26 protein-coding genes are annotated in these 25,243 nt (G+C 42.7%); 10 read left to right on the top strand and 16 right to left on the bottom strand.

Going from position 1 to position 25,243, the window contains the following annotated elements; translation table 11 throughout:
* Window positions 1–14: 14 nt before the first annotated feature.
* A complete protein-coding gene (coaBC, locus tag H3T75_RS01685) occupies window positions 15–1,196 on the bottom strand; it encodes a bifunctional phosphopantothenoylcysteine decarboxylase/phosphopantothenate--cysteine ligase CoaBC (RefSeq protein WP_174830588.1) in 1,182 nt (393 codons plus the stop codon).
* Between the two features lie 539 nt (window positions 1,197–1,735).
* Here coaBC and H3T75_RS01680 point away from each other — a divergent pair.
* The 5 genes from H3T75_RS01680 to H3T75_RS01660 all read left to right on the top strand — a co-directional run bounded on the left by H3T75_RS01680 (window position 1,736) and on the right by H3T75_RS01660 (window position 6,973).
* The gene (locus H3T75_RS01680; protein WP_025331193.1) at window positions 1,736–2,866 is read left to right on the top strand and encodes an ABC transporter ATP-binding protein; all 1,131 of its coding nucleotides are present in this window, start codon (window positions 1,736–1,738) and stop codon (window positions 2,864–2,866) included.
* Window positions 2,867–2,885: 19 nt separating this feature from the next.
* Window positions 2,886–3,854 carry an ABC transporter permease subunit gene (locus tag H3T75_RS01675; RefSeq protein WP_084565490.1) on the top strand — a complete coding sequence of 323 codons (969 nt, stop codon included), beginning with the start codon at window positions 2,886–2,888 and terminating at the stop codon, window positions 3,852–3,854.
* Complete coding sequence (locus H3T75_RS01670) at window positions 3,847–4,728, top strand: ABC transporter permease subunit (RefSeq protein ID WP_025331195.1); 882 nt, start codon at window positions 3,847–3,849, stop codon at window positions 4,726–4,728. The genes H3T75_RS01675 and H3T75_RS01670 overlap by 8 nt, the downstream gene beginning before the upstream one ends.
* A gap of 78 nt (window positions 4,729–4,806) precedes the next feature.
* Window positions 4,807–6,123 carry an FAD-binding oxidoreductase gene (locus tag H3T75_RS01665; protein ID WP_232339886.1) on the top strand — a complete coding sequence of 439 codons (1,317 nt, stop codon included), beginning with the start codon at window positions 4,807–4,809 and terminating at the stop codon, window positions 6,121–6,123.
* A gap of 67 nt (window positions 6,124–6,190) precedes the next feature.
* The gene (locus H3T75_RS01660) at window positions 6,191–6,973 is read left to right on the top strand and encodes a hypothetical protein (protein ID WP_198210838.1); all 783 of its coding nucleotides are present in this window, start codon (window positions 6,191–6,193) and stop codon (window positions 6,971–6,973) included.
* Window positions 6,974–7,098: 125 nt separating this feature from the next.
* Here the strand turns inward: H3T75_RS01660 and fnr are convergent, their stop codons facing one another.
* Window positions 7,099–7,839 carry a fumarate/nitrate reduction transcriptional regulator Fnr gene (gene fnr / locus H3T75_RS01655; RefSeq protein ID WP_025331198.1) on the bottom strand — a complete coding sequence of 247 codons (741 nt, stop codon included), beginning with the start codon at window positions 7,837–7,839 and terminating at the stop codon, window positions 7,099–7,101.
* 263 nt (window positions 7,840–8,102) lie between these two features.
* On the opposite strand from fnr, the gene hemN reads away from it, so the two are divergent.
* Together hemN and H3T75_RS01645 are read left to right on the top strand one after the other, a co-directional pair.
* The gene (hemN, locus tag H3T75_RS01650) at window positions 8,103–9,488 is read left to right on the top strand and encodes an oxygen-independent coproporphyrinogen III oxidase (RefSeq protein ID WP_174830527.1); all 1,386 of its coding nucleotides are present in this window, start codon (window positions 8,103–8,105) and stop codon (window positions 9,486–9,488) included.
* 465 nt (window positions 9,489–9,953) lie between these two features.
* A complete protein-coding gene (locus H3T75_RS01645) occupies window positions 9,954–10,589 on the top strand; it encodes a CoA pyrophosphatase (RefSeq protein WP_198210837.1) in 636 nt (211 codons plus the stop codon).
* Here H3T75_RS01645 and H3T75_RS01640 read toward each other — a convergent pair.
* Together H3T75_RS01640 and folB are read right to left on the bottom strand one after the other, a co-directional pair.
* Complete coding sequence (locus tag H3T75_RS01640; RefSeq protein ID WP_198210836.1) at window positions 10,578–11,198, bottom strand: NAD(P)H-hydrate epimerase; 621 nt, start codon at window positions 11,196–11,198, stop codon at window positions 10,578–10,580. The genes H3T75_RS01645 and H3T75_RS01640 overlap by 12 nt on opposite strands.
* Window positions 11,199–11,231: 33 nt before the next feature.
* A complete protein-coding gene (gene folB / locus H3T75_RS01635) occupies window positions 11,232–11,591 on the bottom strand; it encodes a dihydroneopterin aldolase (RefSeq protein WP_198210835.1) in 360 nt (119 codons plus the stop codon).
* A gap of 58 nt (window positions 11,592–11,649) precedes the next feature.
* Here folB and plsY point away from each other — a divergent pair, with 58 nt between their 5' ends.
* Entirely contained in the window at window positions 11,650–12,252 is a 603-nt protein-coding gene (gene plsY, locus H3T75_RS01630; protein WP_110414447.1) for a glycerol-3-phosphate 1-O-acyltransferase PlsY, read from the top strand.
* 70 nt (window positions 12,253–12,322) lie between these two features.
* Here plsY and H3T75_RS01625 read toward each other — a convergent pair whose 3' ends face one another.
* The 6 genes from H3T75_RS01625 to H3T75_RS01600 all read right to left on the bottom strand — a co-directional run bounded on the left by H3T75_RS01625 (window position 12,323) and on the right by H3T75_RS01600 (window position 19,566).
* Window positions 12,323–12,997 (bottom strand): DedA family protein, encoded by a 675-nt coding sequence (locus H3T75_RS01625; protein WP_084587147.1) that lies wholly within the window; start codon window positions 12,995–12,997, stop codon window positions 12,323–12,325.
* Window positions 12,998–13,034: 37 nt separating this feature from the next.
* The gene (gene glmM, locus H3T75_RS01620; RefSeq protein WP_037475785.1) at window positions 13,035–14,378 is read right to left on the bottom strand and encodes a phosphoglucosamine mutase; all 1,344 of its coding nucleotides are present in this window, start codon (window positions 14,376–14,378) and stop codon (window positions 13,035–13,037) included.
* A 182-nt stretch (window positions 14,379–14,560) separates the two neighbouring features.
* Window positions 14,561–15,421 (bottom strand): dihydropteroate synthase, encoded by an 861-nt coding sequence (gene folP / locus H3T75_RS01615; RefSeq protein ID WP_198210834.1) that lies wholly within the window; start codon window positions 15,419–15,421, stop codon window positions 14,561–14,563.
* A 749-nt stretch (window positions 15,422–16,170) separates the two neighbouring features.
* Window positions 16,171–18,213, bottom strand: coding sequence for an ATP-dependent zinc metalloprotease FtsH (gene ftsH, locus H3T75_RS01610; RefSeq protein WP_198210833.1), 2,043 nt, complete (start codon window positions 18,211–18,213; stop codon window positions 16,171–16,173).
* Between the two features lie 86 nt (window positions 18,214–18,299).
* Window positions 18,300–18,920, bottom strand: coding sequence for an RlmE family RNA methyltransferase (locus tag H3T75_RS01605; RefSeq protein WP_041880460.1), 621 nt, complete (start codon window positions 18,918–18,920; stop codon window positions 18,300–18,302).
* A gap of 178 nt (window positions 18,921–19,098) precedes the next feature.
* Window positions 19,099–19,566, bottom strand: coding sequence for a hypothetical protein (locus H3T75_RS01600; RefSeq protein ID WP_198210832.1), 468 nt, complete (start codon window positions 19,564–19,566; stop codon window positions 19,099–19,101).
* 385 nt (window positions 19,567–19,951) lie between these two features.
* On the opposite strand from H3T75_RS01600, the gene yhbY reads away from it, so the two are divergent.
* Window positions 19,952–20,242, top strand: a complete 291-nt coding sequence (gene yhbY / locus H3T75_RS01595) for a ribosome assembly RNA-binding protein YhbY (protein WP_041881436.1) — start codon at window positions 19,952–19,954, stop codon at window positions 20,240–20,242.
* Window positions 20,243–20,328: 86 nt separating this feature from the next.
* Here the strand turns inward: yhbY and greA are convergent, their stop codons facing one another.
* The gene (gene greA / locus H3T75_RS01590; RefSeq protein WP_084586105.1) at window positions 20,329–20,805 is read right to left on the bottom strand and encodes a transcription elongation factor GreA; all 477 of its coding nucleotides are present in this window, start codon (window positions 20,803–20,805) and stop codon (window positions 20,329–20,331) included.
* Window positions 20,806–21,449: 644 nt separating this feature from the next.
* Here greA and H3T75_RS01585 point away from each other — a divergent pair.
* A complete protein-coding gene (locus H3T75_RS01585; RefSeq protein WP_198189887.1) occupies window positions 21,450–21,884 on the top strand; it encodes a hypothetical protein in 435 nt (144 codons plus the stop codon).
* 252 nt (window positions 21,885–22,136) lie between these two features.
* Here H3T75_RS01585 and H3T75_RS01580 read toward each other — a convergent pair whose 3' ends face one another.
* The 5 genes from H3T75_RS01580 to H3T75_RS01560 form a co-directional block, all read right to left on the bottom strand.
* The gene (locus tag H3T75_RS01580; protein WP_100115512.1) at window positions 22,137–22,670 is read right to left on the bottom strand and encodes a single-stranded DNA-binding protein; all 534 of its coding nucleotides are present in this window, start codon (window positions 22,668–22,670) and stop codon (window positions 22,137–22,139) included.
* A gap of 84 nt (window positions 22,671–22,754) precedes the next feature.
* The gene (locus H3T75_RS01575; RefSeq protein WP_174830534.1) at window positions 22,755–23,378 is read right to left on the bottom strand and encodes a lytic transglycosylase domain-containing protein; all 624 of its coding nucleotides are present in this window, start codon (window positions 23,376–23,378) and stop codon (window positions 22,755–22,757) included.
* Window positions 23,379–23,600: 222 nt separating this feature from the next.
* The gene (locus H3T75_RS01570) at window positions 23,601–23,963 is read right to left on the bottom strand and encodes a VacJ (protein WP_084547258.1); all 363 of its coding nucleotides are present in this window, start codon (window positions 23,961–23,963) and stop codon (window positions 23,601–23,603) included.
* A gap of 78 nt (window positions 23,964–24,041) precedes the next feature.
* Window positions 24,042–24,962, bottom strand: a complete 921-nt coding sequence (locus H3T75_RS01565) for a VacJ family lipoprotein (protein WP_174830536.1) — start codon at window positions 24,960–24,962, stop codon at window positions 24,042–24,044.
* Window positions 24,959–25,243, bottom strand: a complete 285-nt coding sequence (locus H3T75_RS01560) for a lipid asymmetry maintenance protein MlaB (protein ID WP_025331218.1) — start codon at window positions 25,241–25,243, stop codon at window positions 24,959–24,961. The genes H3T75_RS01565 and H3T75_RS01560 overlap by 4 nt, the downstream gene beginning before the upstream one ends.

Raw genomic sequence — 25,243 nt, 5'->3', positions numbered from 1 at the left:
ACAGCCTTTTACTGTCACGGCAATAATTGTGCCAGCCGTTCAACAATAGCCGCAGCCGTATCCGCTTTACTCATTTGCGGTAAAGCCGTTTCCTGCTCGTCATCAAGTAAAATTACCTGATTGGTCGTTTTACCCATAGCCAGACTCACATCATTAGCTACCAGTAACGGCACACCTTTTTTCAGCCGTTTAGCACGCGCATGTTCCAGAACATGCTCACTTTCTGCTGCAAAGCCAACACAGAAAGGAGCATCCGGCCGGCTGGCTACGGTTGCCAGTATATCGGCATTTTCAGTCAGTTCGATTATAGGAACAGCCTGTCCCGGCTGTTTTTTCAGTTTTTGTACACTGCGGTTTTTTACTTTGTAATCAGCCACTGCTGCTACAGAAATAAACACATCCTGCTGTGGCAACAAACGCTCGACTGCATTCAGCATAGAATCTGCGCTGACAGCCTGTTCAGTGTAAGCCAGCCCTGCTGCCATTGAGGTATTAATCTGTCCGTATATTAAAGATACACTTGCTCCGGCTGCACGGCAGGCTCGCGCCAGAGCCATACCCATCTGTCCGCTGGAAATATTGGTAATACCGCGTACCGGATCAATGGCTTCAAAGGTTGCCCCGGTTGTAATCAGCACACGTTTACCAGCCAGCACCGGCAGTGTCCAGACATCTGCTAGCAATTCCGCCAGTTCAGCCGCTTCCAGCATCCGTCCGCTGCCAGTTTCGCCGCAGGCCTGCTCACCAACTGCCGGTCCGAGTATTTTTATCTGATCCTGACGTAATAAAGCCAGATTGCGCTGATTAGCCGGATTATTCCACATCTGTACATTCATTGCCGGCGCAACAGCCAGCGGACAGGTACGGGCTGCTACCAGAGTTGTCAGCAGATTATCAGCCATTCCGTTCGCTATTTTCGCCAGCGTATTGGCAGAAGCCGGTGCAATCAGCATCACATCTGCCTGACGACTCAGATTGATATGAGCCATCCCGTTGCCGCCGGCAGCATCATGGGTATCCAGCAATACCGGTTCTCCGCTCAGTGCCTGAAAAGTAGTGGGACTGACAAAATCAGTAGCTGCCTGTGTCATCACAACATTAACCTGATGTCCTGCTTTTTTAAGCAGCCGCACCAGTTCACAACATTTATATGCAGCAATACCACCACAAATACCCAGCAACACCTTTTTCTTCATTACTTTTACATCCATCGTCATGACCGGCCGTAAACAGATATCTACCGAATTTTCATTTAACCCAGTCAGAAAAAAATAAAACAAACTATTTGATTATAAGGAAAATTTTTTGCACAATCCATTTATACTCATATTCACATTTTATAATTGAAATCAGTACAATCTCATTATCAGATACAACCGCTGAGTAGATCAGGTTTAAATGAATATAGCAGCCAATAATTACATGATACACTAGGCAATATTCAGCCTGCCAGACAGCATGTTCTCTGTCAGACCGTACTTTAGCTCAATCCTAACAAAATTTTATTCAATTTAAAAAGTACCGCTAAATCCCTGTTTACATACAAAGTTATACTCTAAGTGGAGAATTTAAACGTATTAACACTTAAATTTCATTGCCCCATACTAAATGCTTGCATACAATGCGTCCCCTAAAGCAGGAGCAGAATCGTTTTTGCACCGTTCTTTAAACATTACAGTAAACATCCATATGCCGAGCATTGGCTGGAACGATTTTTCTGGAGTAACCTTTAATTATGAGCGAAAACGCAATCACCAGACCCGGTGCCGATCCAGCACATTACTTACAGATTAAAGACATCGTCAAGACCTATGGCGATAATTACGCCGTAGACCATATTAATCTGACCATCAAAAAAAACGAAATATTCGCCTTGCTCGGCAGCTCCGGCAGCGGTAAATCGACTTTATTACGCATGCTCGCCGGTATGGAAACACCAACTCAGGGACAGATTATCCTTGATGGTGAAGATATTACTAAACTGCAACCCTACGACCGCCCTATCAATATGATGTTTCAGAGCTATGCCCTGTTTCCGCATATGACGGTCGAACAAAACATCGCTTTCGGATTAAAGCAGGATAAACTGCCCAAAGATGAAATCAGTGCGCGGGTAGAAGAAATGCTGCGTCTGGTACAAATGAGCAAATACGCCAAACGCAAACCACACCAGCTTTCCGGTGGTCAGCAGCAACGCGTTGCGCTGGCACGCAGTCTGGCAAAACGCCCTAAATTGCTATTACTGGATGAACCTCTGGGCGCTCTGGACAAAAAACTGCGCCAGCAAACTCAGCTGGAACTGGTGAATACTCTCGAAAAAGTGGGTGCTACCTGTATTATGGTTACTCATGATCAGGAAGAAGCCATGACAATGGCTTCACGTATTGCCATCATGTCGGACGGACAGTTGCAACAGGTTGGCACACCTTCTGATATTTACGACTATCCGAATAGCCGCTTTACAGCTGAATTCATGGGCGAAACCAATATTCTGGAAGGCAAAGTGACTGAAGACGGTGCCGACCATACCATTATTCACTGCCCAGAAATGCAGCAACTGGTTTATCTTGGTCACGGTATCAGCGGACCGGAAGATCAGAAAATCTGGCTGTCTATTCGTCCTGAAGATATCAACATCTATCGTGAGCAACCTCAGCAGGAATATAACTGGTCAGCCGGAATTGTCAAAGAAATTGCCTATCTCGGCAGCTTCGGTATTTTTCATATCCAGCTGCCTTCCGGCAAAATTATTAAAAGTCAGGTGTTATCCTCATACTGGGAACAATACAGCATTCCTATGCCCACATGGGAAGAAAAAGTTTACATCAGCTGGCCGGATAATCAGGTCAGTCCTCTGACCCATTAATTGGCGCGGGAGCTTAAACATGAACTGGTTTAACCGCCTCAAAGGCTTACGCCCGACACAGGGACTGGTTGTTGGCATTCCTTATATCTGGCTGCTGGTACTTTTCCTTATCCCATTTTTTATCGTACTTAAAATCAGCTTTGCCGAACAGGATATTGCTATCCCGCCCTATACTCCGCTGTATCATGTAGATGCTGAAATGGGACGAGTAAATATTTTGGTCAGCTACCAGAATTATGCCGACATTTTCAATGATTTCTGGCATTCTCTCGGACAAATGTTTATTGGCAATCTAGGCGATAATATTTACCTGCTGACTTACTGGTTATCAATTAAAACCGCTTTCACTACGACACTTATCTGTTTGCTGGCGGGTTATCCGATAGCCTATGCTATCGCCCGGGCTCCGGAAAGGATCCGTAACGGTCTGCTGCTTACCATTATGCTGCCTTTCTGGACATCATTTCTGCTGCGTGTATATGCATGGATGAGCCTGCTCGGCCATAACGGTATTATTAATACTTATCTGATCAAATGGGGACTCATCAACAACCCGATGAATATGCTATACAACTCATTCTCACTGAATCTGGTTATGGTATATACCTATCTGCCCTTTATGATTCTGCCTCTGTACACTCAGCTGGTAAAACTGGACAACCGCCTGCTGGAAGCCGCTGCCGATCTCGGTGCCGGTCCTATTAAAGCGTTTGTTTCCATTACTCTGCCACTATCCAAAGCCGGGATTATCTCCGGTTCGATGCTGGTCTTTATTCCGGCAGTTGGTGAGTTTGTGATACCCGAACTGATAGGCGGACCAAAAAATCTGATGATTGGTAAAGTACTGTGGCAGGCTTTCTTCGATCAGAATAACTGGCCGCTGGCGTCAGCAGTTGCTGTTATTATGGTGCTGTTACTGGTGATTCCGATTACCTTGTTCCATCGTTATGAAAACCGGGAAATTGAAGAAGGAGCCAGCCATGCATAAAAACATATCATCCTGGTTTCTCAGAGTAATGCTGTTTCTGGGGCTGGCATTTCTGTATATACCCTTGGTTGTCCTGATTATCTACTCATTCAACAATTCGCGACTGGTCACTGTCTGGGGAGGTTTTTCCACTCAGTGGTACAGTAAATTATTACAGAATGAACAGATACTTGATGCTGCGTGGCTTTCAGTACGCATTGCTCTGTGCTCGGCGGCAGCCGCAGTCATTCTGGGAACACTTGCCGGCTATGCACTAGCCCGCATCAAACGTTTCCGTGGTAATACCTTGTTTGCCGGTATGGTTTCTGCACCAATGGTTATGCCGGACATCATTACCGGTTTGTCCATGCTGCTGTTAATTATTCAGGTACAGATATTGCTGCAAAACAGTGTTTTTAGCTTTCTGTATTTTGAACGCGGCTTTTTTACTATCTGGCTTGGTCATACCACCCTGTGTATGGCCTATGTAACTGTTATTATCCGCTCACGTTTGTCTGAGCTTAATCAGTCACTGGAAGAAGCAGCCAAGGATCTTGGTGCGAGGCCATTAAAGGTATTTTTTCTGATTACACTGCCTTCAATTGCTCCGGCTATTGCATCCGGCTTTCTGCTGTCCATTACGCTGTCGCTGGATGATTTAGTCATTACATCATTCCTGTCCGGTCCGGGTTCTTCCACTTTACCAATGATTATATTTTCAAAAATCAAACTGGGGCTGGATCCGCAAATGAATGTACTGGCCACCATCATCATTGCACTGGTAGGTACATTGGTTATAGGTATTAATTACTTCATGATGCGGCAAAATACCCGACGTGAACGGGAAATGGCAGAAGCCTATCGTCAGAGCCAGTTACTTGAGGCTAACAAATAAAAATGCATACATGGCAGCTATCTGATTTCGGTTAGCTGCCAATTTTTCATCTTCATAATCAGTTTAATCATTGTAACTATGTCTACACACATGCCACCAGATACAGAACGCATTGACAGCTACTATACAGCCAGCTGTAATGACCACTACCACTATCCAAGTTTAACAGGTACTGTTGAAGTTGAAACCTGCATCATTGGTGGCGGACTGAGCGGAATCGGTACTGCATTGCCATTGGCACAGCAGCAGCATAGTGTAGCACTTATCGAAGCCGCCCGAATCGGTTATGGCGCCTCCGGCCGTAACGGCGGTCAGGTCATTTATGGTTACGCTGCTGAAATGAGCAATCTGGCCGGCATGATCGGACTGAAAAATGCACAAACACTCTGGCAGTGGAGCCGTGAAGCTGTCACTCTGATTGAACAACAGATTCAAACCTACCAAATCAGCTGTGACTGGCAACGCGGTTACGCTCATGCAGCCATCCGGCCGCGCCAGCTGCGTGTCTTAACTGAATGGGTGAAAGAAGCTGCCGAACACTATCATTTTCATGATTATGAAGTATGGAATTCCAATCAGCTGCAACAGCAACTGGCCAGTGAACGCTATACCGGCGCGATTTTTGACCATCAGGCCGGACATTTACATCCACTAAACTACTTACTTGGACTGGCTCGTGCAGCTGCCCGTGCGGGAGCATTGCTGTTTGAACATTCCCCTATGCTTTCGCTGGAAACATGGCAGCACGGATACCGGATTACCACGCCAAACGGGAATATCATTGCCAAAAACCTCGTGATTGCCGTCAATGCTTTTACCCGCAGCCTCCGACAGGCACCTATTAAGGCGCTCGAAGCCAAAATCCTGCCGGTAGGTACATACATGATTGCAACCCAGCCGCTTGGGGAACGTGGTCAGCAACTCATCAAAAATAACATGGCAGTATGTGATACCCGTTTTGTACTTGATTATTATCGCCTGAGTGCAGACAAACGTCTGTTATTCGGAGGTAAAGTCAATTATTCCGGTCGTGAACCCGGCCGGCAGCAACTCATTCAGAGTATGCGCCGTGATATGCTTAAAGTATTTCCACAGCTGGCTGATGCAGAAATTGATTATGCCTGGGGTGGTCTGGTTGATATCAGCATGAACCGCCTGCCCCATTTCGGGCGTCTTAACCCGCAACTCTATTTTTTACAAGGATTTTCAGGACATGGCGTGGCTGCTGCCGGTATGGGCGGGCAAATTATTGCTGAGGCAATCAGCGGCGATGACAGCCGCCTGTGCATGTTTGAAAAAATTATACATCACAACTTTCCCGGTGGCAGTTTACTGCGCCTTCCCATACAATGGGCAGGAACAGGTTATTACCGTCTAAAAGATTTATTACCTTAATTTTAAGAGTTATAAACTTAACTATAGTACAATCAATACCCGTTTTTGAATTCAAGCAACAGGCTTCATGACCGCTTCCGACTCTTCTGCCTTTTATCAGCATGCATTACAACAGTGCCTGTTCATACAAACCGGCCTGATGCAAAGCCATATACTGACTAACGGCGAAAAAGTATGGGTACGGCAAGCTGGTGCACGCAATAGTGCCTGGCGCTATCACTTATTAAAAATAGCTCAGAAAATAAGTGGTATTCACATGCTGCAACCTGTACCCAATTTGGGCGGAATACCTGCACTGCAAACCGAAGCATCCCGTCTGCGGGCTCTGGCCTCAGCAGGAGTGCGGGTTCCTGCCATTCTGGCGCAACAACCGGATGCTCTGATGATTAGTCATATTGGCAATCACAATCTAGAAAAAGAATGGAAACACTGTAAGCATCAGCCTGAACTTCTGTTGCAACGCTGGCAGCTTGGTCTTAACGCCATCGAAGATGTACATAAACGCAAGCAATACCTGAGTGAAACTTTTGCACGCAATATGATTTACATTAATCAGGACAGCATAGGCTTTATCGATTTCGAAGATGATCCTTTATCCGCGATGACATTAACGCAATGCCATTCCCGCGACTGGCTATGCTATCTGCACTCAGGTGCACGTTTAATGCAGGAATTCGGCGTAACTATTCAGGCTAAAGAATTATGGCATAGCGTACTGCATAATCAACCTAATGAAGTAAGTAGTATTGTCAACAAAAGCTTACATAAAATCCGCTGGATGCGTCATCTAAAGGCTAAATTTTATGGTAAAGATACACTTAAGCTTGCCGCGATGGCCGGATATGCCTGAAACAGCCCAGCTAACACAATCATGATCGATATTGCAAATTCAGGTATATAAAATAATTTTTCTCATCAAGCAAAAAAGCTGTAGCAACAATAACATGCTACAGCTTTTTTAAGCATTAACTGAATTCAGCTTGCAGCCCGCTGACAATGCATCACCATTTTCTGCAACATCCATGGTTCTAATAACTGAATATGCTTGTGCTCAACTTTTATCCAGCCTTCATGCTGAAATTTAGACAAAGTACGGCTTACTGTTTCCAGCTTTAGCCCCAGATAGCTGCCAATTTCTTCACGTGACATACGCAAAATAAAATCATTTGCAGCAAAACCACGAAAACTCAGACGATGAGATAAATTCACCAGAAACGCAGCCAGACGCTCTTCTGCACGCATATTACCCAGCATCAGCATCAGCTCCTGAGTACGCAGAATTTCCTGACTCATCAGACGATAAAAATGTATTTGTAATGAAGGCAAAATATTACCGGCATCTTCCATATTAGTGAATGGTAGCTCACATACCTCACTATCTTCCAGAGCTACTGCATCACAGCCATGAACATTATGACAAATACCGTCCAGCCCCAACAATTCACCTGACATAAAAAAACCAGTTACCTGATCTCGTCCGTCCCGGCTATTAACCATGGTTTTAAAAAAACCGGTTCGTATGGCAAATATTGCATCAAACGGTTCACCGGCACGAAACAGATACTCCCCTTTTTTTAAACGACGACTCTGACGAATAATCGCTCCTAAATCGGTTAGTTCCCGCTCTTTAAGCATTACCGGCATACAGAGAATATGCAAAGAACATTTTTCGCATAATTTCTGTACTATTTCACCCTGTTTATACAATCTAATCATAATATATTTAATAATTACTGATTACACTTTGCCCAGAACATCATATAAAAAACATATTGATATAAATCAATTTTTTAAAAACTATCCAATATAGTATTGTTATAGACAAAGTGAATTGAATTTCCTTCAGACCCTGATTTAATAAAAAAATTGGCTTATTATGTTTTCACTGCTTTACTTTACTGCCGGATGTATTCTACCATAAATAGTTATCACTCCTATCTATTTCACCAGACCAACACAAGAATAACCATCATTATCCAATGAACACACCACGCATCAACATAGAATTCGACCGTACCCTTATTGCTTCCTTACCGTCTTCCGGCCCGCGTTATACTTCCTACCCTACAGCAGACCGTTTTAATACTTCATTCACCGCAACTCAGTTACAAACTGCTTTACAGCAAAATATTGGTGACAAACCAGTCTCCCTGTACGTACATGTGCCTTTCTGCAATACCATCTGTTACTATTGCGGCTGTAATAAAATTATTACCAAAGATACCAGCCGTGCCGATATATATATCCGGTATCTGGATAAAGAAATGGCACTGCTGGCAAAAAACTGGCAGAGTAAACCGCTGCTGGCACAATTACATTTCGGCGGCGGTACACCAACCTTTCTGAATGATGACCAGCTCAGTCATATTTTTGCCAGTATCAGCCGCTACTTTACCCTGTCAGAACAGGGTGAATATTCAATTGAAATCGACCCGCGTAAAGTGACAGCTGAAACTGTAGCTCATCTGGGCAGACTCGGTTTTAACCGGATGAGCGTCGGTATTCAGGATTTCAATCCGGCGGTACAACAGGCCGTTAACCGCATCCAGAGCGAAGCTGAAACCCGGACAGTTATTGAGGCAGCCAGAGCTAATGGTTTTCACTCTGTCAGTGTCGACTTAATCTATGGCTTACCGCACCAGACTGAAGCCTCTATGCGCTGCACACTGGATCACGTACTGACTCTGCAGCCGGATCGCATTGCCATGTATCACTATGCACATCTGCCACATCTGTTCAAACCACAGCGGCGTATTGATACATCAGCCGTACCCAACAGCAGTGTTAAACTGGATATTCTGCAAAACACCGTTCAATATCTGTTACAGCAGGGCTATATCTTCATCGGCATGGATCATTTTGCCAAACCTGATGACGAACTGGCCATTGCCTTATCTGAAGGCCGCCTGCAACGCAATTTTCAGGGTTATTCAACCCATGCAGACTGTGACTTAATCGCCATCGGCGTATCCAGCATCGGCAAAATCAACAATATCTACAGCCAGAATGAAAAAGAACTGCCTGCCTACTATCAGGCTCTGGATGAAAACCGCCTGCCAGTTATGCGCGGCTACCAGCTTAATGCGGACGACTTACTGCGCCGGCGTGTAATTCAGGATTTGATGTGCCGCTTCCAGCTTAATTACATTGATTATAGCCATGCCATGCAGCAGCCTTTTCAAACTTACTTTGCTGCTGAGCAGTCTGATTTACAGCACCTGCAACAGCTTGGCTTGCTCAATCTTAGTGATCAGAATTTACAGGTTACACCCAAAGGGAGACTGCTGATTCGCAATATCGCCATGGTATTTGACTACTATTTGCGTCAGAAGCGCACCGAAGCCCAGTATTCACGTACATTATAATAATCAAACCGCAACAGTTACCATCGTTTTATCAGCAAGATAAATAACGTTGCCAAAATTAATAAATACTGCAACTGTCCTTCATCGCCATTTACTTAACTGCAAACCAATTTTACTGTTTTATACTTAAACCAGTTCCCACGGTAAATCACGCCGTTTATGAACTGGTTTTAACTTTTTCTCATTACGCAATTGCTGAGCAGCCCAACGTAAATCATATTGCCAGATATAAAGCATACTTCCGGATGCTTTCAACTCCTGCTCATATTTATCCCAGATATATTTACTGACATCCTTAGGCCAGCCAGATCCGCCTAAGTACTTCAGTGCTTCAATTACCCATAATTACATTATATCTCTGGTAACCACTGGTTAATCCTCCTTAAAATTATTCTGGTCATTTATGCCTGAACGATATATAAATTACTCAGTATCCTGAAAAAAGAACAGTCTGGCATCATTAAAATGTTTACTACACCTGATAAGCTGAAACAGTTTTTACATTACACATGCACCAGTACACTGCCCACTATACTTAATCAGCGTCAGGATGCATTACAGCATCTGCCCGTTAATTTTCGCTGCGCTGCGGTGCTGATGCCTGTTGACTGGAATCATGGTAACGCGCAAATCTGGCTTACTCAGCGCAGTCAGCAACTACGCCAGCACCGCGGGCAAATCGCTTTTCCCGGAGGCAAACTGGAAAATAATGAAAGCAGCATCAGTGCAGCATTTCGCGAAAGCGAAGAAGAAACCGGACTGATTCGTAATCAGTGGCAGCTGGTCGGAACCTTACCTCAATGCTATCTGCCCAGCGGTTTCAAAGTTGTTCCTGTTCTGGCCTGGAGCAATTCATCTCTATACTGGCAGCTCAACCCGTCAGAAGTCAGCGAAATATTCCCGGTACCCTTACCTGTTGTTCTGGATAGCAAGCTATACCAGGATAGTATTACTCAATATCAGCAACTTAAGCTTAAGGTATATCATTTACATTATCAAAACCGACATATCTGGGGAGCTACTGCATGCATGCTATTACACCTAGCTCAATGCTATCAGGTATGGAACAGGCAAAACCATCAATCAACACTAATCCAGTAAATCAATACGTACTATTTCTCCGCATAACTGTCTTACCTGCTCCAGACAATGTGCCGGTTTCAGGGCTTGAAAAGCATAAGTAAGCTGTGCCTGAAAACTTCCGGCAGCTATTTTTTCGCCATCGCCAGCCACACCACTGGGCATATCCAGCGCCACCTTAAACACATCTGCCTGAGAAACTGCTGCAAAACAACGTGCAATAGCCTGAGGCAACTCACCATGGAAACCAGTACCATAAACAGCATCCACAACCAGATGGACAGACGGCAGCACAGTATGCAATTGCGAAACATTAATACAATCTACAGTAACCGGCAGACATTTCCGGTTGGCTTCTGCAAGAGCTGATAATTGCTGTCCTTGTAAAAACATAATCGTTACCGGCCAGCCATGTAAAGACAATACTCGGGCCAGTACCAGCCCGTCACCTGCATTATTCCCTTTGCCACACAATATCAGTATATGCTGCGAGGAATGAAACCGACATAATAAATCCTTCGCTGCACGACTTCCTGCATGTTCCATCATTCGGGCATAACTCAAACCTTCCCGGTTCTGTGTATCTTCCCATGCTTTCATCTGTGCCACAGTCCAGACCGGCGTAGTCATATCGTGTCCTTTATCAGGAAAAACAGATTATTATCATACTTGGGTATTCCGGCGTTCAATCTGTACACCCACTTCCTTAATACCAGCAAGAATACCCGGCTTCACCACTTTCACCCGCACCCATAATGCCCTGTAACGGTTCAATATAAACTGAGCCACATACTCTGCCAGTGCTTCCAGTAACAAAAATTCCTGTTCAGCGAGTGCCTCACGCAAATCATCAGCCACTCTGGCATAGTGAATCGTATCGTCAATATTATCGCTTTGCGCCGCCTGCTGAAAATCTGTACCAATATCCACATCCAGCAACAGTGTTTGCTGTTGTTGCCGCTCCCACTGATATACCCCAATCAGCGTCTGCGCAGTCATGCCGTGTAAAAAGATAGTATCCATGTCCAACCTACTGAGCTAAAATGCAAACCCTCAGATTGTAGACTAAAGAAACCGCTTTATGGTCAATTACCTTGCAATTATCGGTGCCTATTTACTGGGCTCTCTGTCTTTTGCCGTTATTGTTTCACGCTGTATGGGTATGCCCGACCCGCACAGCTATGGTTCCGGCAATCCCGGTGCTACCAATGTTTTGCGTACAGGCAAAAAAAGTGCCGCTGCTCTTACACTGTTAGGCGATGCATTCAAAGGCTGGCTGGCCGTCTGGCTGGCAAAACACTATCAGACGGTCTGGCAACTGGACAGCAATACCATTGCCATAATTGCCGTAGTGGTTCTCATTGGCCACATGTGGCCGGTATTTTTCAAATTTAAAGGTGGTAAAGGCGTAGCTACTGCACTGGGTGTACTCCTGGCTTTATCATGGCCTACTGCACTTATTTGTGCAGCAGTATGGCTGATTATGGCCTTTGGTTTCAAAGTATCTTCACTGGCCGCATTAATAGCTACTCTGATCAGCCCGTTTGCTGCCTGGTGGTTTATGCCTCAGTTAAGCTGGGTAATTGCTGTTATAGTGATTGATATACTGGTTCTTTACCGGCATAAAAGCAATATCAAAAACCTGTTCAGCGGTCGTGAAGGTAAAATCGGCGAAACTAAATAATAAATTGACATAGCGACCATAAATAAAAAAGACAGTTTTCTCAACTGTCTTTTTCTTTATCTCGGGCGTATTACTTCAAATTTTGTTTTTGCTGCTTACGATTGCGCCTGCGCTGACGAATTTCAGCAATTTTACGTTTAAAAAACTGGATACGCTGACGCTTTTTCCACCAGTAATAGACTAGTGCCAGTGCACCAACGCCAATCACAACATACACAACTGCCTGGAACTGATGCACCTTATGCATCAGCCAATCAATATTTTCCGCACCATATTCACCCAGATACACCCACACAGGTACAGAAATCATTGCTGCCAGACCATCCATCAACAAAAATTTCGGTATAGAAACTTTCCCGCTGATCCCGGCGGTAATGTAAATCGGGGTACGCAAACCGGGCAGAAAACGGGCAATAAATAATACCCAGCTACCATATTTATCAAATTTATCCTGTACCTGAGCATAGCGCCTGGGCGTCATTACCCGCTGAACAAAACGAAATTTCAGAATACGATGACCAAATACGCGTCCGGCACTAAACATCATACCATCGCCTACCAGAACACCGGCCATACCTACCATAAACATGGTATGTACATGCGCATGTCCCAGTCCGGCTATAACACCACCGGCAACCAGCGTTACATCTTCCGGTATCGGCACACCAAAGCCGCAGGCAACCAATACCATAAATACCGCTGCATAGCCATACTCAGTAAAAAAAGCTTCCAGCAATGCAAACATAAAATGCCCGTTCTTCTTTTATTCCTGTCAGACAGATTTACTCTGCCAAACCTGTCTTAATTGCATTGGCAATTTTTTCAGCTGCCTGACGCGCAACTTCAGTCTGACGAGCTTCTACCATAACCCGCACCACCGGTTCTGTTCCTGACGGGCGAAGTACCACACGTCCATTATCTCCGAGCTGTTTCATCACCTCATCAGCTACCGGCGCCGCAATACTCTGCCAGTCCTGATCAGGCTCAATATGAACATTAATCATAGTTTGCGGAAAAGGCTGCCAGTCAGTAAGTATACTGGCTAAATCCTGCTGTAAAACCTGTAAGGCTGCAAAGACCTGTAAAGCTGCAATAATTCCATCACCGGTATTATGCTTATCCAGACAAACTATATGACCGGAAGCTTCTCCCCCTAGTGACCACTGATGCTGATGCAGCTGTTCCAGAACATAACGGTCGCCTACTTTAGCGCGGACAAAGTCAATGCCCAGCCGCTTAAACGCCAGCTCCATAGCAAGATTGGTCATAACCGTCCCCACTACACCGCCATCCAGACAGCCTGCTGCAGCACGAGCTTTAGCAATTACATAAATCAGCGCATCCCCATCATAGACTTTGCCGAATTTATCTACCATCATCAGCCTGTCGCCGTCACCATCCAGCGCAATACCATAATCGGCTTCATTCTGTAACACTGCTGCCTGTAGTGACTTAGTATATGTCGCACCGATTTTCAGATTGATATTATAACCATCCGGCTGATCGCCGATGCAGACCACATCTGCACCCAGCTCATGAAATACCTTAGGTGCCACAGCATAGGCCGCACCATTTGCCGTATCTACCACCAGCTTCAAACCGCGCAAATTCAAATGATTCGGAAAAGTAGATTTACAAAACTCTATATAACGGTCAACAGCACCATTTATGCGCCGTGCACGACCAAGCTCGCTGGAAGGGACAGTTTTTACCGGCTTTTCCAGCTCTGCTTCAATTTCCAGCTCCAGAATATCACTTAACTTGACTCCGCCTTCTGCAAAAAATTTAATACCATTATCATGATAAGCATTATGTGAAGCAGATATCATCACCCCGCAATCCAAACGCAGTGCACGAGTTAAATAAGCCACACCCGGTGTAGGTAATGGTCCGGTAAGCAGTACATTTACCCCTGCTGCTGTAAAGCCGGCTTCCATTGCTGCTTCTAGCATATAACCGGAAATTCTTGTATCTTTACCAATCAGCACAGTAGGCTGATGATCAGTTCCATGTTGTACCAGTACATGTCCGGCAGCATACGCTAATTTCAGTACAAATTCGGGGGTTACCGGAAACTTACCAACTTCACCACGCACCCCGTCAGTACCAAAATATTTTTTTGCCATCACCTGCTCCGACCGATTAATTCAAGACTATTATTGTAGAACAGGCATAGCTGTTCAGTCAGTAAATAAAATGTTATTTGAAAACTATCCGGTTCACAATAAATCTGAACCCGATTAAACTCTACTCAGATTACATAATAAAAACGCAGCCCGCGTCTGCTGACAATCTGCAACCTATCTTATTAAATACTTCCGCCCAGGGCCGCCCATACCTGTAAACCCTGACGTGTTTCACGTACATCATGTACCCGTATAATTGCTGCACCACGTGCCACTGCTGCTACTGCCGCCACCACACTTCCAACAACCCGTTGTCTTGGTTCAGTTTCATCAGTCAGTAAACCAATCATCGTTTTACGTGATACCCCAATCAGTACCGGACAACCCGCGGCCGCATGCCAGTCTGCAAAGTGCTGCATTAATGCAATATTATGCTGAAGACTCTTACCAAAACCAAAACCCGGATCTATTGTCAGACGCAAACGGTCAATCCCAGCCTGTTCACACACAGATACCCGTTGCTGCAAATACTGACCAACTTCAGTAACCACATCCTGATATTCAGGATTATGCTGCATATTTTCCGGCTGTCCCTGCATATGCATCAGACACACACCAATATTCTGCTGCTGCGCAAGTAAATCCACTGCACCAGCATCTTCCAGTGCCTGAATATCATTTATTCCGTCAGCCAGCTGCTGCTCAAGTAACTGACGCATTACCCAAGTGCGGCGTGTATCGACAGTTAATGGTACATTCCAGGTAACCAACTCTGTTAATACCGGCTCAATACGCTTCCACTCATCCTGAGGTGAAACAAAATCAGATCCGGGACGGGAGCTCTCTCCGCCAATATCCAGAATATCCGCCCCATCTTTTAATAACTGTTCTGCATGCTTTAATGCCAGAGTCAGAGAAGTACTGTAACTACCACCATCTGAAAATGAATCCGGCGTTAAATTGACGATTCCCATAATTTTCGGCTGCGCCAAATCAATTTGAAAACGCCCGCACTGCCAGTAATTTTGACCAGAATTATTCATACTCAATCATAATCCCTTAACATTTATCAAATAATCATACAGCCTGTATTTGTGGTTAAACCCATAATACTAGCAATAAATTCTGCTCAGCCAGATAAAGATATTTCTCTTCACATCTTGATTTTTTTATCCGCAAAGTACAAATTCAGACTCACTTAAAATAACAAAAACATAAAATCTATTAAAAATCGTTGCAAATCAAAAAATATTGAAATTAACAAAGATATATTGAACTACAACCAGAATTGCTATCAGAACTAAGACAGAATACCTTGATGTAAAATAAATTGATAAATCTCAAGATTTAAATACCCTGTCATTATCTGAGTTATATAAATAATCCAGACTCCAATATAACCATCATAATTGCTCTGATTTCACATTTATAACTGATAATAATGAAGAAATATTCAATTTATAAATTCACCTATTTTAAAGCCAGCCAAATTAATTAATGAAAGAATATTTGCCTCATGGGAAATATTGATTTACTACTTTCATGAATGAACCGTTTGGCTGAATTTATCACACCAGCTTTTACCAGTATTTTATCATTTACATAATACAGAATCTTCCTGCCTTAAATTACCATGCTTTTCAACAATTCAGATAAACCAAAATAGCATATACCTATATACCAGAATAACTATTTTCAATATTACTATTATATTTTGTGCCTCTTATTTTAAGATAAAACATAGAAAAAACGGCAGCTATTGCTGCCGTTAAAAATCATATAACTACATTAATTAGTCCTGTGATTTCTGTTCAGGTGCAGATGCTTTAGATTCAGTATTATCCACATCCTCAGCCACAGCATCAGCTTTAGTTTCAGATTGAGTTGCTCCATCCGCTTTAGCATCTGTTTCGGTTTCAGCTACCGCATCAGTCTTAGCTTCAGTTTCAGTCTCAGCTAACGGCTGCTCAGTATCGCCATCCTTAACTATATTTTCACTGAAATCTTTTGGCGGACTAGGCTGCTTACCGGCCATAATTTCCAGCACCTGATCACGGTCAATGGTTTCCCATTCAATCAGAGCCTTAGCCATGGTATGCATCTTATCGCGATTCTCATCCAGAATTTTATAAGCAATTTCATACTGCTCATCAAGGATGCGACGTACTTCAGCATCTACTTCCTGCATGGTTTTTTCAGAAATATTTTTCGATTGCGTTACAGAGCGCCCGAGAAACACTTCATTTTCATTTTCACCATATACTACAGGTCCCATTTTTTTGGACATACCATAACGGGTTACCATATCACGCGCAATCTGAGTAGCACGTTCAAAGTCATTAGAAGCGCCAGTAGACACACGACCAATAAACAACTGTTCAGCTATACGACCACCAAACAGAATTGAAATCTGATTAAGCATCTGATCTTCATACATACTGATGCGGTCACGTTCCGGCAGCTGCCAAGTCAGACCAAGAGCACGCCCGCGGGGCATAATCGTTACTTTATGTACCGGATCTGTAAAATCCAGTGTCTCAGCAACAACAGCGTGACCTGATTCATGATAAGCAGTGGCTTTTTTCTCATCCTCATGCATAACCATGGAGCGACGTTCAGGACCCATGTAAATCTTATCTTTAGCATCTTCAAAGTCACTCATGTCTACTTTGGTCTTATTCCGACGACCTGCAAACAGAGCAGCTTCATTTACCAGATTGGCTAAATCAGCACCGGAAAAACCAGGTGTACCACGTGCCAGCACAGGTAAATCCACTGATTTATCCAGAGGCACTTTGGCAGCATGTACTTTCAGAATCTGTTCACGTCCGCGGATATCCGGTAACGGTACCACTACCTGACGGTCAAAACGGCCTGGTCGCATCAGAGCAGGATCAAGCACATCCGGACGGTTGGTTGCCGCAATCACAATAACTGTTGTATTGCTTTCAAAACCATCCATCTCCACAAGCAGCTGATTCAGTGTTTGCTCACGTTCATCATTACCACCACCCAAACCGGCACCACGCTGGCGGCCTACCGCATCAATTTCATCGATAAAAATCAGACAGGGAGCGTTCTTTTTTGCCTGCTCAAACATATCGCGAACACGCGATGCGCCCACACCAACAAACATCTCTACAAAATCGGAACCGGAAATACTGAAAAACGGCACCTGAGCTTCGCCGGCAATCGCTTTAGCCAGTAAAGTTTTACCTGTACCCGGTCTGCCACACATCAGAATACCGCGCGGTACGCGCCCGCCAAGCGTCTGATAACGCTGTGGTGCCCGCAGATAATCCACAATTTCCTGCACTTCTTCCTTAGCCTCATCACAACCAGCTACATCAGCAAAGGTTGTTTTATTAGATTCTTTATCCAGTAATCGGGCACGGCTTTTACCAAAAGAAAAGGCACCACCCTTGCCTCCGCCGCCTTGTGTGGAGCGCATGAAATAAAAAAATACACCAATCAGCAACAGTATAGGTAATATGCTGATAAACATATTAGTCAAAATACCCGGTTTTTCTTCCGGAATCACATTAACCCGAATATTTTTCGCTATCAGATTACTAACAAAATTATTTTCCAGCGGTGTCGGTGCATTGGTAATGAAAGAAGATTTATCATGACGCTGGCCCTTCAGCTGCAGACCATTAATCACTGAACCTTCAATATTTACACTGGCAATCTCACCCTTGTTAACCTGCTGAATAAACTGAGAGTATTCAATTTGCTGTTTACTCTCTTTTTTCTCAGTAATGGCATTGAATGCGGCCATTAATACTAACGCCAGCACCAGCCAGACCAAAAGATTCTTTACGGTATTCCGCACTGTCAGAAACTCCTAAGGAGGTTAATTAATTGTTGTTCAGAATAGTTAATATAGCCAACTTCTTCATATAGCATTGGCTATAACTACTATTTTTTACCGCGACCAAGCAAATAAATTTCGCTCGAGCGGTCACGGGATGCTTTCGGCTTGCGAACCATTACCTGAGCAAAACAATCCTTCATAGCCTGCTGAAATTCTTGCAGACCTGCTCCCTGAAACACCTTCACCAGAAAATCACCACCCGGTTTGAGATGTGCCTGAGCAAACTCCAGACCCAATTCTGCCAGATAAAAACTGCGTGCCTGATCAGTAATGTTATTGCCAGACATATTGGGTGCCATATCACAAATTACAAGATCCAGTTCACAACCATCCAGCAAAGTTTCAAACTTTGCCAGCACGTCATTCTCGCGAAAATCACCCTGAATAAAACGTACACCCGTCACTGGTTCCATAGGCAGAATATCCAGTGCAAATACCTGTCCTGCCGCACCAGCTAGCCTGGCCGCAACCTGCGACCAGCTACCCGGAGCACTGCCAAGGTCAGCCACTACCGCACCCGGTCGTATCAGATGATCCTTATCATTGATTTCCAGCAACTTATAGGCTGCGCGTGCACGGTAGCCTTCTTTCTGAGCCAGATGAACATAATGATCGTTAACATGCTCGTTGAGCCATGCACTGGAAGATTTAGAGCGAACACCCATGATGCAAATTCTTGAAAAAATCACCACATTGTATCGTGAAATTGATGCAGAATACAGCATTTCCCCTTATATAAAAGATAAATTCATCAGCATAAATAATTTTATCCACCGGCTATACTCAGCAATTTATCAGACCTGTTCCTCAGGTTTTATTCCAAATCTTTTTTTGTAGTGTAAATTACTCATCTGAATAGATTGACATAGTGAAACACCAGCGCACATATCTGATAAATTGTTTCATTAGCTGCACCAGAATAAAAGCCATAAGAGCGCTCAGCAGCAGATAACCGGGGATTTCAATTCTGGTACTCAATGGCATAATAGTATCGGACGTAGCAACATATGTTGCCCATGTATTTCTATCATCATCCAGGTCAATAGTTTCAATCTCAATCAATTGAAGATGTGGCTCCTCTTTAAGTACCTTATAACTGAAGGAATAATTACCATCTGATGATTTATCCTGCCCACTGGGAAATTTGGCCAGAAATGACGTATTTTCCGGTTTAAAATCTTTATTAAAACTATAATTTACCTGAGTAAAAGTGCCATCAGGCCTAAATACCGCAACTTCAAAAGGAAAATGAGATTGGTTTTTGATGCTGCTCTTAGCGTACAGATGCGACACTAAAGGCAGACAAACCATGCACAACCCAAACCCTACAGCTAATCTGAAAATAAAGGTATCCAGAACTCTCAGTATGCCGAGACACAAAATCTGCGAAAATTTCATAATTATAATGACTTAACGGAAAAGATATTAATTTTTGCTAACTAATTAAAATAGAATAAATATTACCAAAAATAAACAAATATCACAGAAATTAAATATACCTGAATGTTTTATAAATTACTATTTTAATTAAAATAAGAAATACCTTATTAATATACTGATTTTGAATTTTTATTTTCAATACAAATATACAAGACCTCTCAACTATAAAAAATCGTCTGTCTCATTTAAAATAGCTCAACTCTGAATCTAACTTGAATAACAGGCTAATCAGATCGTAATTAATCCGGAAAGTAAAATGGCAACAGATAAATTAAACAGTAAAGAAAAAATGGCATTAAAAGCTCGTGCACATCAATTACATGCAGTAGTACTGATTGGTCAGCACGGACTGACTACTGAAGTAATCACCGAAACCAATCGTAATCTTGATGCACATGAACTGATTAAAGTACAGGTAGCAGGTGACGATCGTGCAGCGCGTATAGCCATTGCAGAAGAACTATGTAAAGCTACTCATGCCGAATTAATTCAGCATATTGGCAAACAACTAATATTATTCCGCCGCAAAGAGAATCCGGCAGAATAAATAAAAGCGATTCATTACATGAATCGCTTTTATTTTATCCGGCTAGTTACTGTAAAGCAGTAAACAATTTTTTAAATGCAGATAAATTAAATATAAAACACTTCAAGAATTTCATATTCGCGAACACCGCCCGGTGCCTGAACTTCTGCCACATCACCCTCTTCTTTACCAATCAGAGCACGTGCTATAGGTGAACCGACATAAATTTTAGCCTGTTTAATATCTGCCTCATCTTCACCCACAATCTGGTAACTCACTACTTCTTCGGTTTCTAGATCCTGCATTTTCACTGTAGCACCAAAAACCACCTTACCATCAGCATTGGTTTCTTTTGGATCAATAATATGCGCCAGGGAAAGCTTGTGCTCAATTTCAGCAATCCTGCCTTCAATAAAGCCCTGTTTTTCTTTAGCAGCTTCATATTCTGCATTTTCCGACAGATCGCCATGCGAACGTGCTTCAGCAATTGCTTCAATTACAGCCGGCCGAGCTACACTTTTAAGCTCTTGCAGCTCTTGTTTCAGCAAATTAGCACCAATTACGGTCAACGGAATTTTTTGCATCATATTTCTCCAAGATACCGCTGCAGAATGCATCAACGGTATTTCGTATTAATAACAAAAAGCAAGCCGCCCGATTTTGGCGGCTTGCGCTGTTCCATAGGTGCTATTTTAGCAGACCGGTATAAAATAGCAACGTTTATAACGACTATTTCATATAATAATCAGCCAATTTAATTTGCCATAATATTCATCATCAATACTGCGTCTTTGTATGTTCATTAATCTGATTAATCGAACCAATCATCGCCAGATTTATCTGAATACTAAACTTTATTTAAATATATTTAACAAAGATATATATATTTTAATTATTTTATTAATCTATGCCTCGGTTACCTAATCTTTTAGTTATTTCATAATATACAGTAAATCAATTCAGCTTTCTTTTATGAAGTTTAAAAGATTCAGTTTCGTCTGATAAGGAGAATTAACCAGATATAAATTTTTTGCTGAAATTTATCAGAACAAAATTACCATAAAGAATAATGCTACTAACTATTTAAAAAAATACATTAATTGGTTTTTGATAAAATACTCAACATCACTACGCTAATTAGATTTAAATTAGGCTATTAGTATATCCTTTTGCTCTCGCTTTATATCTAATTAAATAATCCCGTTTAAGAATCCAAAATTATTTCAATATGAATCTATTTAAAACAAATAAAAATTTTGTAGCTATGCTATTAGTAATATTGTTATCTGCCTGTAATAAAACCAAATCATTAGAAGAAAGCTATAAAACAGATACTCTGAATGTAAATACAGAATTTATTACTGAAAAGAATATAAATATTAACCAAATACAACAGATACCAGTTAATACTTTAGTATCAAAATACCCGCCATTAACAGATAGTACTTTTATTTTAGGCAAAGGAGATGGTGTGATTTCAGAATTCAGAATTAGTTTAAGAAATACATTTACAGAAAAAGAAATTGAAAACAGAGACATTATAATCAGAGAAGTAACGTGGTCTTGCAATCAAGATGAAAATTTAACTATCTGGTATGAGAAAAAACAGGATCAATGGGTTCTGGTAGACCATGTAATCTGGTATAAAGATGCTTTATTTTAAACATTTATTTAATCATTAAATATTAACTTATTATATAAATAATAGTCCTGACTATAACTTGAGAGCTAAGTTTAATTATTTTATCTGATTGACAGTTAATCAACATAAAAATAAATACTATCCAATCTAATTATTAATATTTCATTAAATAAAATACCTTTCAAAGATATTTCTCTGAAAGGTATAAAATTGATTAATAAAAATCATCAGGTTTTTATCAGCTTAAAGTAGATTCAATGTTATTCTTTGTTATTAGAACGGAATATCGTCATCAATATCATCTACCGGAGCAGGAGTAGGTGCCGGCCGTGGTGCCTGACGGCGCGGAGCAGCAGGTGGCGGACTGGAAGCAGCAGGTGCAGCATCATAACCGTCCTGATTATAGTTACCTCCCTGTGCATAGTTGGTTCCGCCATTCATCTGATCATAGCTATTACCTGAGCCGGAAGCACCATCATTGCGGCTACCCAGCATTTTCATTTCACTGCCGATAATATCGTATGCGGTGCGTTCGATACCATCTTTACCGGTATATTTACGGCTCTGAATCCTGCCTTCAATAAACACCTGACTGCCTTTACGCAAATACTGGCTGGCTATCTCACCCAATTTACCGAACAGAGTAATATTATGCCATTCAGTACGAGTCTGGCGTTCACCATTACGGTCACGCCACTGTTCATCAGTAGCTATGGAAAAATTGGTTATTGCATCTCCGCTGGGCATATATCGTGTTTCAGGATCACGACCCAGACGGCCAACCAGGATGACTTTATTAACAGACATGGTGGTTTCCTAATAATGAATACAGGCTGTCTAAGATGACAACCCATAATTAAAAGATTACAAATATCGCAGAATGCCAGGAATTCAGGCCCATTGCCAGTGCCGTTGCCAGGCATTGATAACAGCATTCGAGTAAGTACTACGCCCTAAGCTACCATTATAACGCGCCAGCGCTCTTACCATATTACCATTCTCACGATTTCGATAATAACGCAGGATAGTACATCCGTAACGTAAGTTAGTGCGAATATCGAATAAGTTATGTTCCGGACGACCAATTTGTTTTACCCAGAAAGGCATTACCTGCATTAAACCGCGGGCGCCTACTCCGGAGATAGCATATTGACGAAAACGGCTTTCTACTTCGATCAGACCAAGTATAACCTGTGTATCCAAACCAGCACGCATTGATTCATACTGAATATTGGTTAATAAACGTTTTCGTGCATAATCATCAGGAATATGTGAAGCAAGACGACCCGACATGGCATTTAGCCAGCGGCTGGCCTCTGAAGGCGAAGAAAAAATCAGGCGCGGAGGATTGGCATTATTAACTGCATTGCGCATGATCGAAGCAACATCATCAGAAAGGGTTTCTTCACGCTGTGCACCTGCCAGCACTATACGCGGCACAGCTATCCCCAGCAGGGAAGCACCGCCTGCCTGTAACAGCCGGCGTCGCGAGACAGATTTATTTCTGTACGGCATATAATTTAATTCCGTTTGTGTATTGTATACAAACTGATTGCAAGATTACGATAGGTAATTTTAATTGATTATATTAAATATAGTTAGATATTTTAAAGTTTATACAGTATTTTTTATGACAACATGAGTTTTTCAATCCACAGAATCCATATCAGACAACTGTTTTAAAGAAAAAAGCCAATATCAATATTGGCTTTTTTCATAATATAACAGCTGAACTGCTTAACTCAGAGCGATCGGTACAAAAGCTTCACGTGCCAGCTCTTCTTGTGCCAAATCAGTTACTACTGTGGAAAATTGTACACCAAACCAGTTTCTGAAATTTTCAAAGCTCAAATCAGGCCACAAGCTTTCATCCTCACACCAGTCAGCCAGTTCTGCTGCAAAGATATCCTCATAACGCTGTTCGATTTCAACCCACAAGCTATCTATATCTTCACTGGCGGAAGTCAGATAGGCATTGGCATCCTGTTGCAAAATATCCAGAGATAACTGTTCCAGATCAATATCAGGTAATTTTTGCAACCAGGCCCAGAATGGTTCAAGCGGAACAAGCAAAAATACACTGCGGTTAACTTCATACATAGTCTTATTCCTTGTTTTATACTGATCTGAATTTCAGTTTTCGGAATGATCTTTATTACTGTTATAAAATACTAACGTTTAATGCACATTCCAATAGGGCTGACTTGCTGAAACCGGAGATTCAGACAAGTTGTCGCCTGTAATTTTATCTGGTGTTGAATCAGCTGTTGCCGGAACATTATCATCTGATTCAGTTACTTTTTTAACAGTTTGACTTGATGATACAGAAGCCGGCTGGGTAACGGCATTATCGCTACCCGGAGCTACCAGATTATCTATATCGTCATCATCTTCATCATCTGCCGGAAACAGTGTGCCGCCTACCTGATTGTTACGCAATTTCATATATACATCACGCATGTATGTATAGCGATCCAGTGCAGCATCATTCAAGCTATCGGTTACATCCAGCAATGCTTCACGCGAGGCCACTCCATTCAGGCCGGTAAGACTCCAGCGTACAGCATCTTCCTTGAAAATAGCATTTTCTATGGGGAATATATCAGTAATGGTACTGCCGATACTATCACGTACTGTCGACGGACCCAAAAGAGGATAAACAAAGTAATTACTGTTTTTCCAACCCCATGAGGCAAAGGTATCACCAAGGGTATTTTTGTTGTTCGGAATCCGGCCTGCATCAGCAATATCCAGTAAACCGCCCAGGCCAAATGTAGTATTAATACCAACGCGCACGAAATCTGTACTGGCTTTCTCAATATCCAGTCGCAGCAGATTACTGCCAAAACTCACTACATCGCGCAAGTTATTGAAAAAGTTGTTGACGCCTGTACGCACAGGTGAAGGAGTGACTTTTCGGTAACCGCGGGCAACCGGTGTCATGATATAACGATCAAGATGATCATTAATATTGAACATCACCCGGTTATAACCCTCATACGGATCTTTATAAGTATAGGTCTGTTCTGCTGCCGCCCAGCCAGCCTGACTGAGCACAAGCAGTACACAGCCTGTTAGCAACTTTTTCTTACTACTCATTGTAATGATTCCTCTACACCGTAAAGTGCCATCAGGGTAATGAGTCCCGCCGGCACACCGGCGATGTGCAACATAAATTTCTGTCTGTGCGCCAGCCGCTTAGCCGCCACGAGTAATGCCACGCAGGCAGAATCGGCTTCGGTTACACCACTGACGTCCACTTTTTCTATTTGTCCGGTTTGGATATAGTCACAGAAACGTTTGAAATCGTTTTCTCCTACTGTACCCATAGTTACCTTGTCATGAATCATCAGGGTTTTACCCTGCACGTTGGTTTGCAT

Origin of the sequence: Snodgrassella sp. W8135 (assembly GCF_016101225.1) — a bacterium.
In the GTDB taxonomy this organism is placed as follows: Bacteria; Pseudomonadota; Gammaproteobacteria; order Burkholderiales; family Neisseriaceae; genus Snodgrassella; species Snodgrassella alvi.
This window is presented reverse-complemented; position numbering and strand designations above follow the sequence as displayed.

Bases quoted from the DNA above. Each gene is read 5' to 3' on its own strand.
- coaBC (WP_174830588.1), bottom strand. From the start codon at position 1,196: ATGAAGAAAAAGGTGTTGCTGGGTATTTGTGGTGGTATTGCTGCATAT.
- H3T75_RS01680 (WP_025331193.1), top strand. From the start codon at position 1,736: ATGAGCGAAAACGCAATCACCAGACCCGGTGCCGATCCAGCACATTAC.
- H3T75_RS01675 (WP_084565490.1), top strand. From the start codon at position 2,886: ATGAACTGGTTTAACCGCCTCAAAGGCTTACGCCCGACACAGGGACTG.
- H3T75_RS01670 (WP_025331195.1), top strand. From the start codon at position 3,847: ATGCATAAAAACATATCATCCTGGTTTCTCAGAGTAATGCTGTTTCTG.
- H3T75_RS01665 (WP_232339886.1), top strand. From the start codon at position 4,807: ATGTCTACACACATGCCACCAGATACAGAACGCATTGACAGCTACTAT.
- H3T75_RS01660 (WP_198210838.1), top strand. From the start codon at position 6,191: ATGACCGCTTCCGACTCTTCTGCCTTTTATCAGCATGCATTACAACAG.
- fnr (WP_025331198.1), bottom strand. From the start codon at position 7,839: ATGATTAGATTGTATAAACAGGGTGAAATAGTACAGAAATTATGCGAA.
- hemN (WP_174830527.1), top strand. From the start codon at position 8,103: ATGAACACACCACGCATCAACATAGAATTCGACCGTACCCTTATTGCT.
- H3T75_RS01645 (WP_198210837.1), top strand. From the start codon at position 9,954: ATGTTTACTACACCTGATAAGCTGAAACAGTTTTTACATTACACATGC.
- H3T75_RS01640 (WP_198210836.1), bottom strand. From the start codon at position 11,198: ATGACTACGCCGGTCTGGACTGTGGCACAGATGAAAGCATGGGAAGAT.
- folB (WP_198210835.1), bottom strand. From the start codon at position 11,591: ATGGATACTATCTTTTTACACGGCATGACTGCGCAGACGCTGATTGGG.
- plsY (WP_110414447.1), top strand. From the start codon at position 11,650: ATGGTCAATTACCTTGCAATTATCGGTGCCTATTTACTGGGCTCTCTG.
- H3T75_RS01625 (WP_084587147.1), bottom strand. From the start codon at position 12,997: ATGTTTGCATTGCTGGAAGCTTTTTTTACTGAGTATGGCTATGCAGCG.
- glmM (WP_037475785.1), bottom strand. From the start codon at position 14,378: ATGGCAAAAAAATATTTTGGTACTGACGGGGTGCGTGGTGAAGTTGGT.
- folP (WP_198210834.1), bottom strand. From the start codon at position 15,421: ATGAATAATTCTGGTCAAAATTACTGGCAGTGCGGGCGTTTTCAAATT.
- H3T75_RS01605 (WP_041880460.1), bottom strand. From the start codon at position 18,920: ATGGGTGTTCGCTCTAAATCTTCCAGTGCATGGCTCAACGAGCATGTT.
- H3T75_RS01600 (WP_198210832.1), bottom strand. From the start codon at position 19,566: ATGGTTTGTCTGCCTTTAGTGTCGCATCTGTACGCTAAGAGCAGCATC.
- yhbY (WP_041881436.1), top strand. From the start codon at position 19,952: ATGGCAACAGATAAATTAAACAGTAAAGAAAAAATGGCATTAAAAGCT.
- greA (WP_084586105.1), bottom strand. From the start codon at position 20,805: ATGCAAAAAATTCCGTTGACCGTAATTGGTGCTAATTTGCTGAAACAA.
- H3T75_RS01585 (WP_198189887.1), top strand. From the start codon at position 21,450: ATGAATCTATTTAAAACAAATAAAAATTTTGTAGCTATGCTATTAGTA.
- H3T75_RS01580 (WP_100115512.1), bottom strand. From the start codon at position 22,670: ATGTCTGTTAATAAAGTCATCCTGGTTGGCCGTCTGGGTCGTGATCCT.
- H3T75_RS01575 (WP_174830534.1), bottom strand. From the start codon at position 23,378: ATGCCGTACAGAAATAAATCTGTCTCGCGACGCCGGCTGTTACAGGCA.
- H3T75_RS01570 (WP_084547258.1), bottom strand. From the start codon at position 23,963: ATGTATGAAGTTAACCGCAGTGTATTTTTGCTTGTTCCGCTTGAACCA.
- H3T75_RS01565 (WP_174830536.1), bottom strand. From the start codon at position 24,962: ATGAGTAGTAAGAAAAAGTTGCTAACAGGCTGTGTACTGCTTGTGCTC.
- H3T75_RS01560 (WP_025331218.1), bottom strand. From the start codon at position 25,243: ATGCAAACCAACGTGCAGGGTAAAACCCTGATGATTCATGACAAGGTA.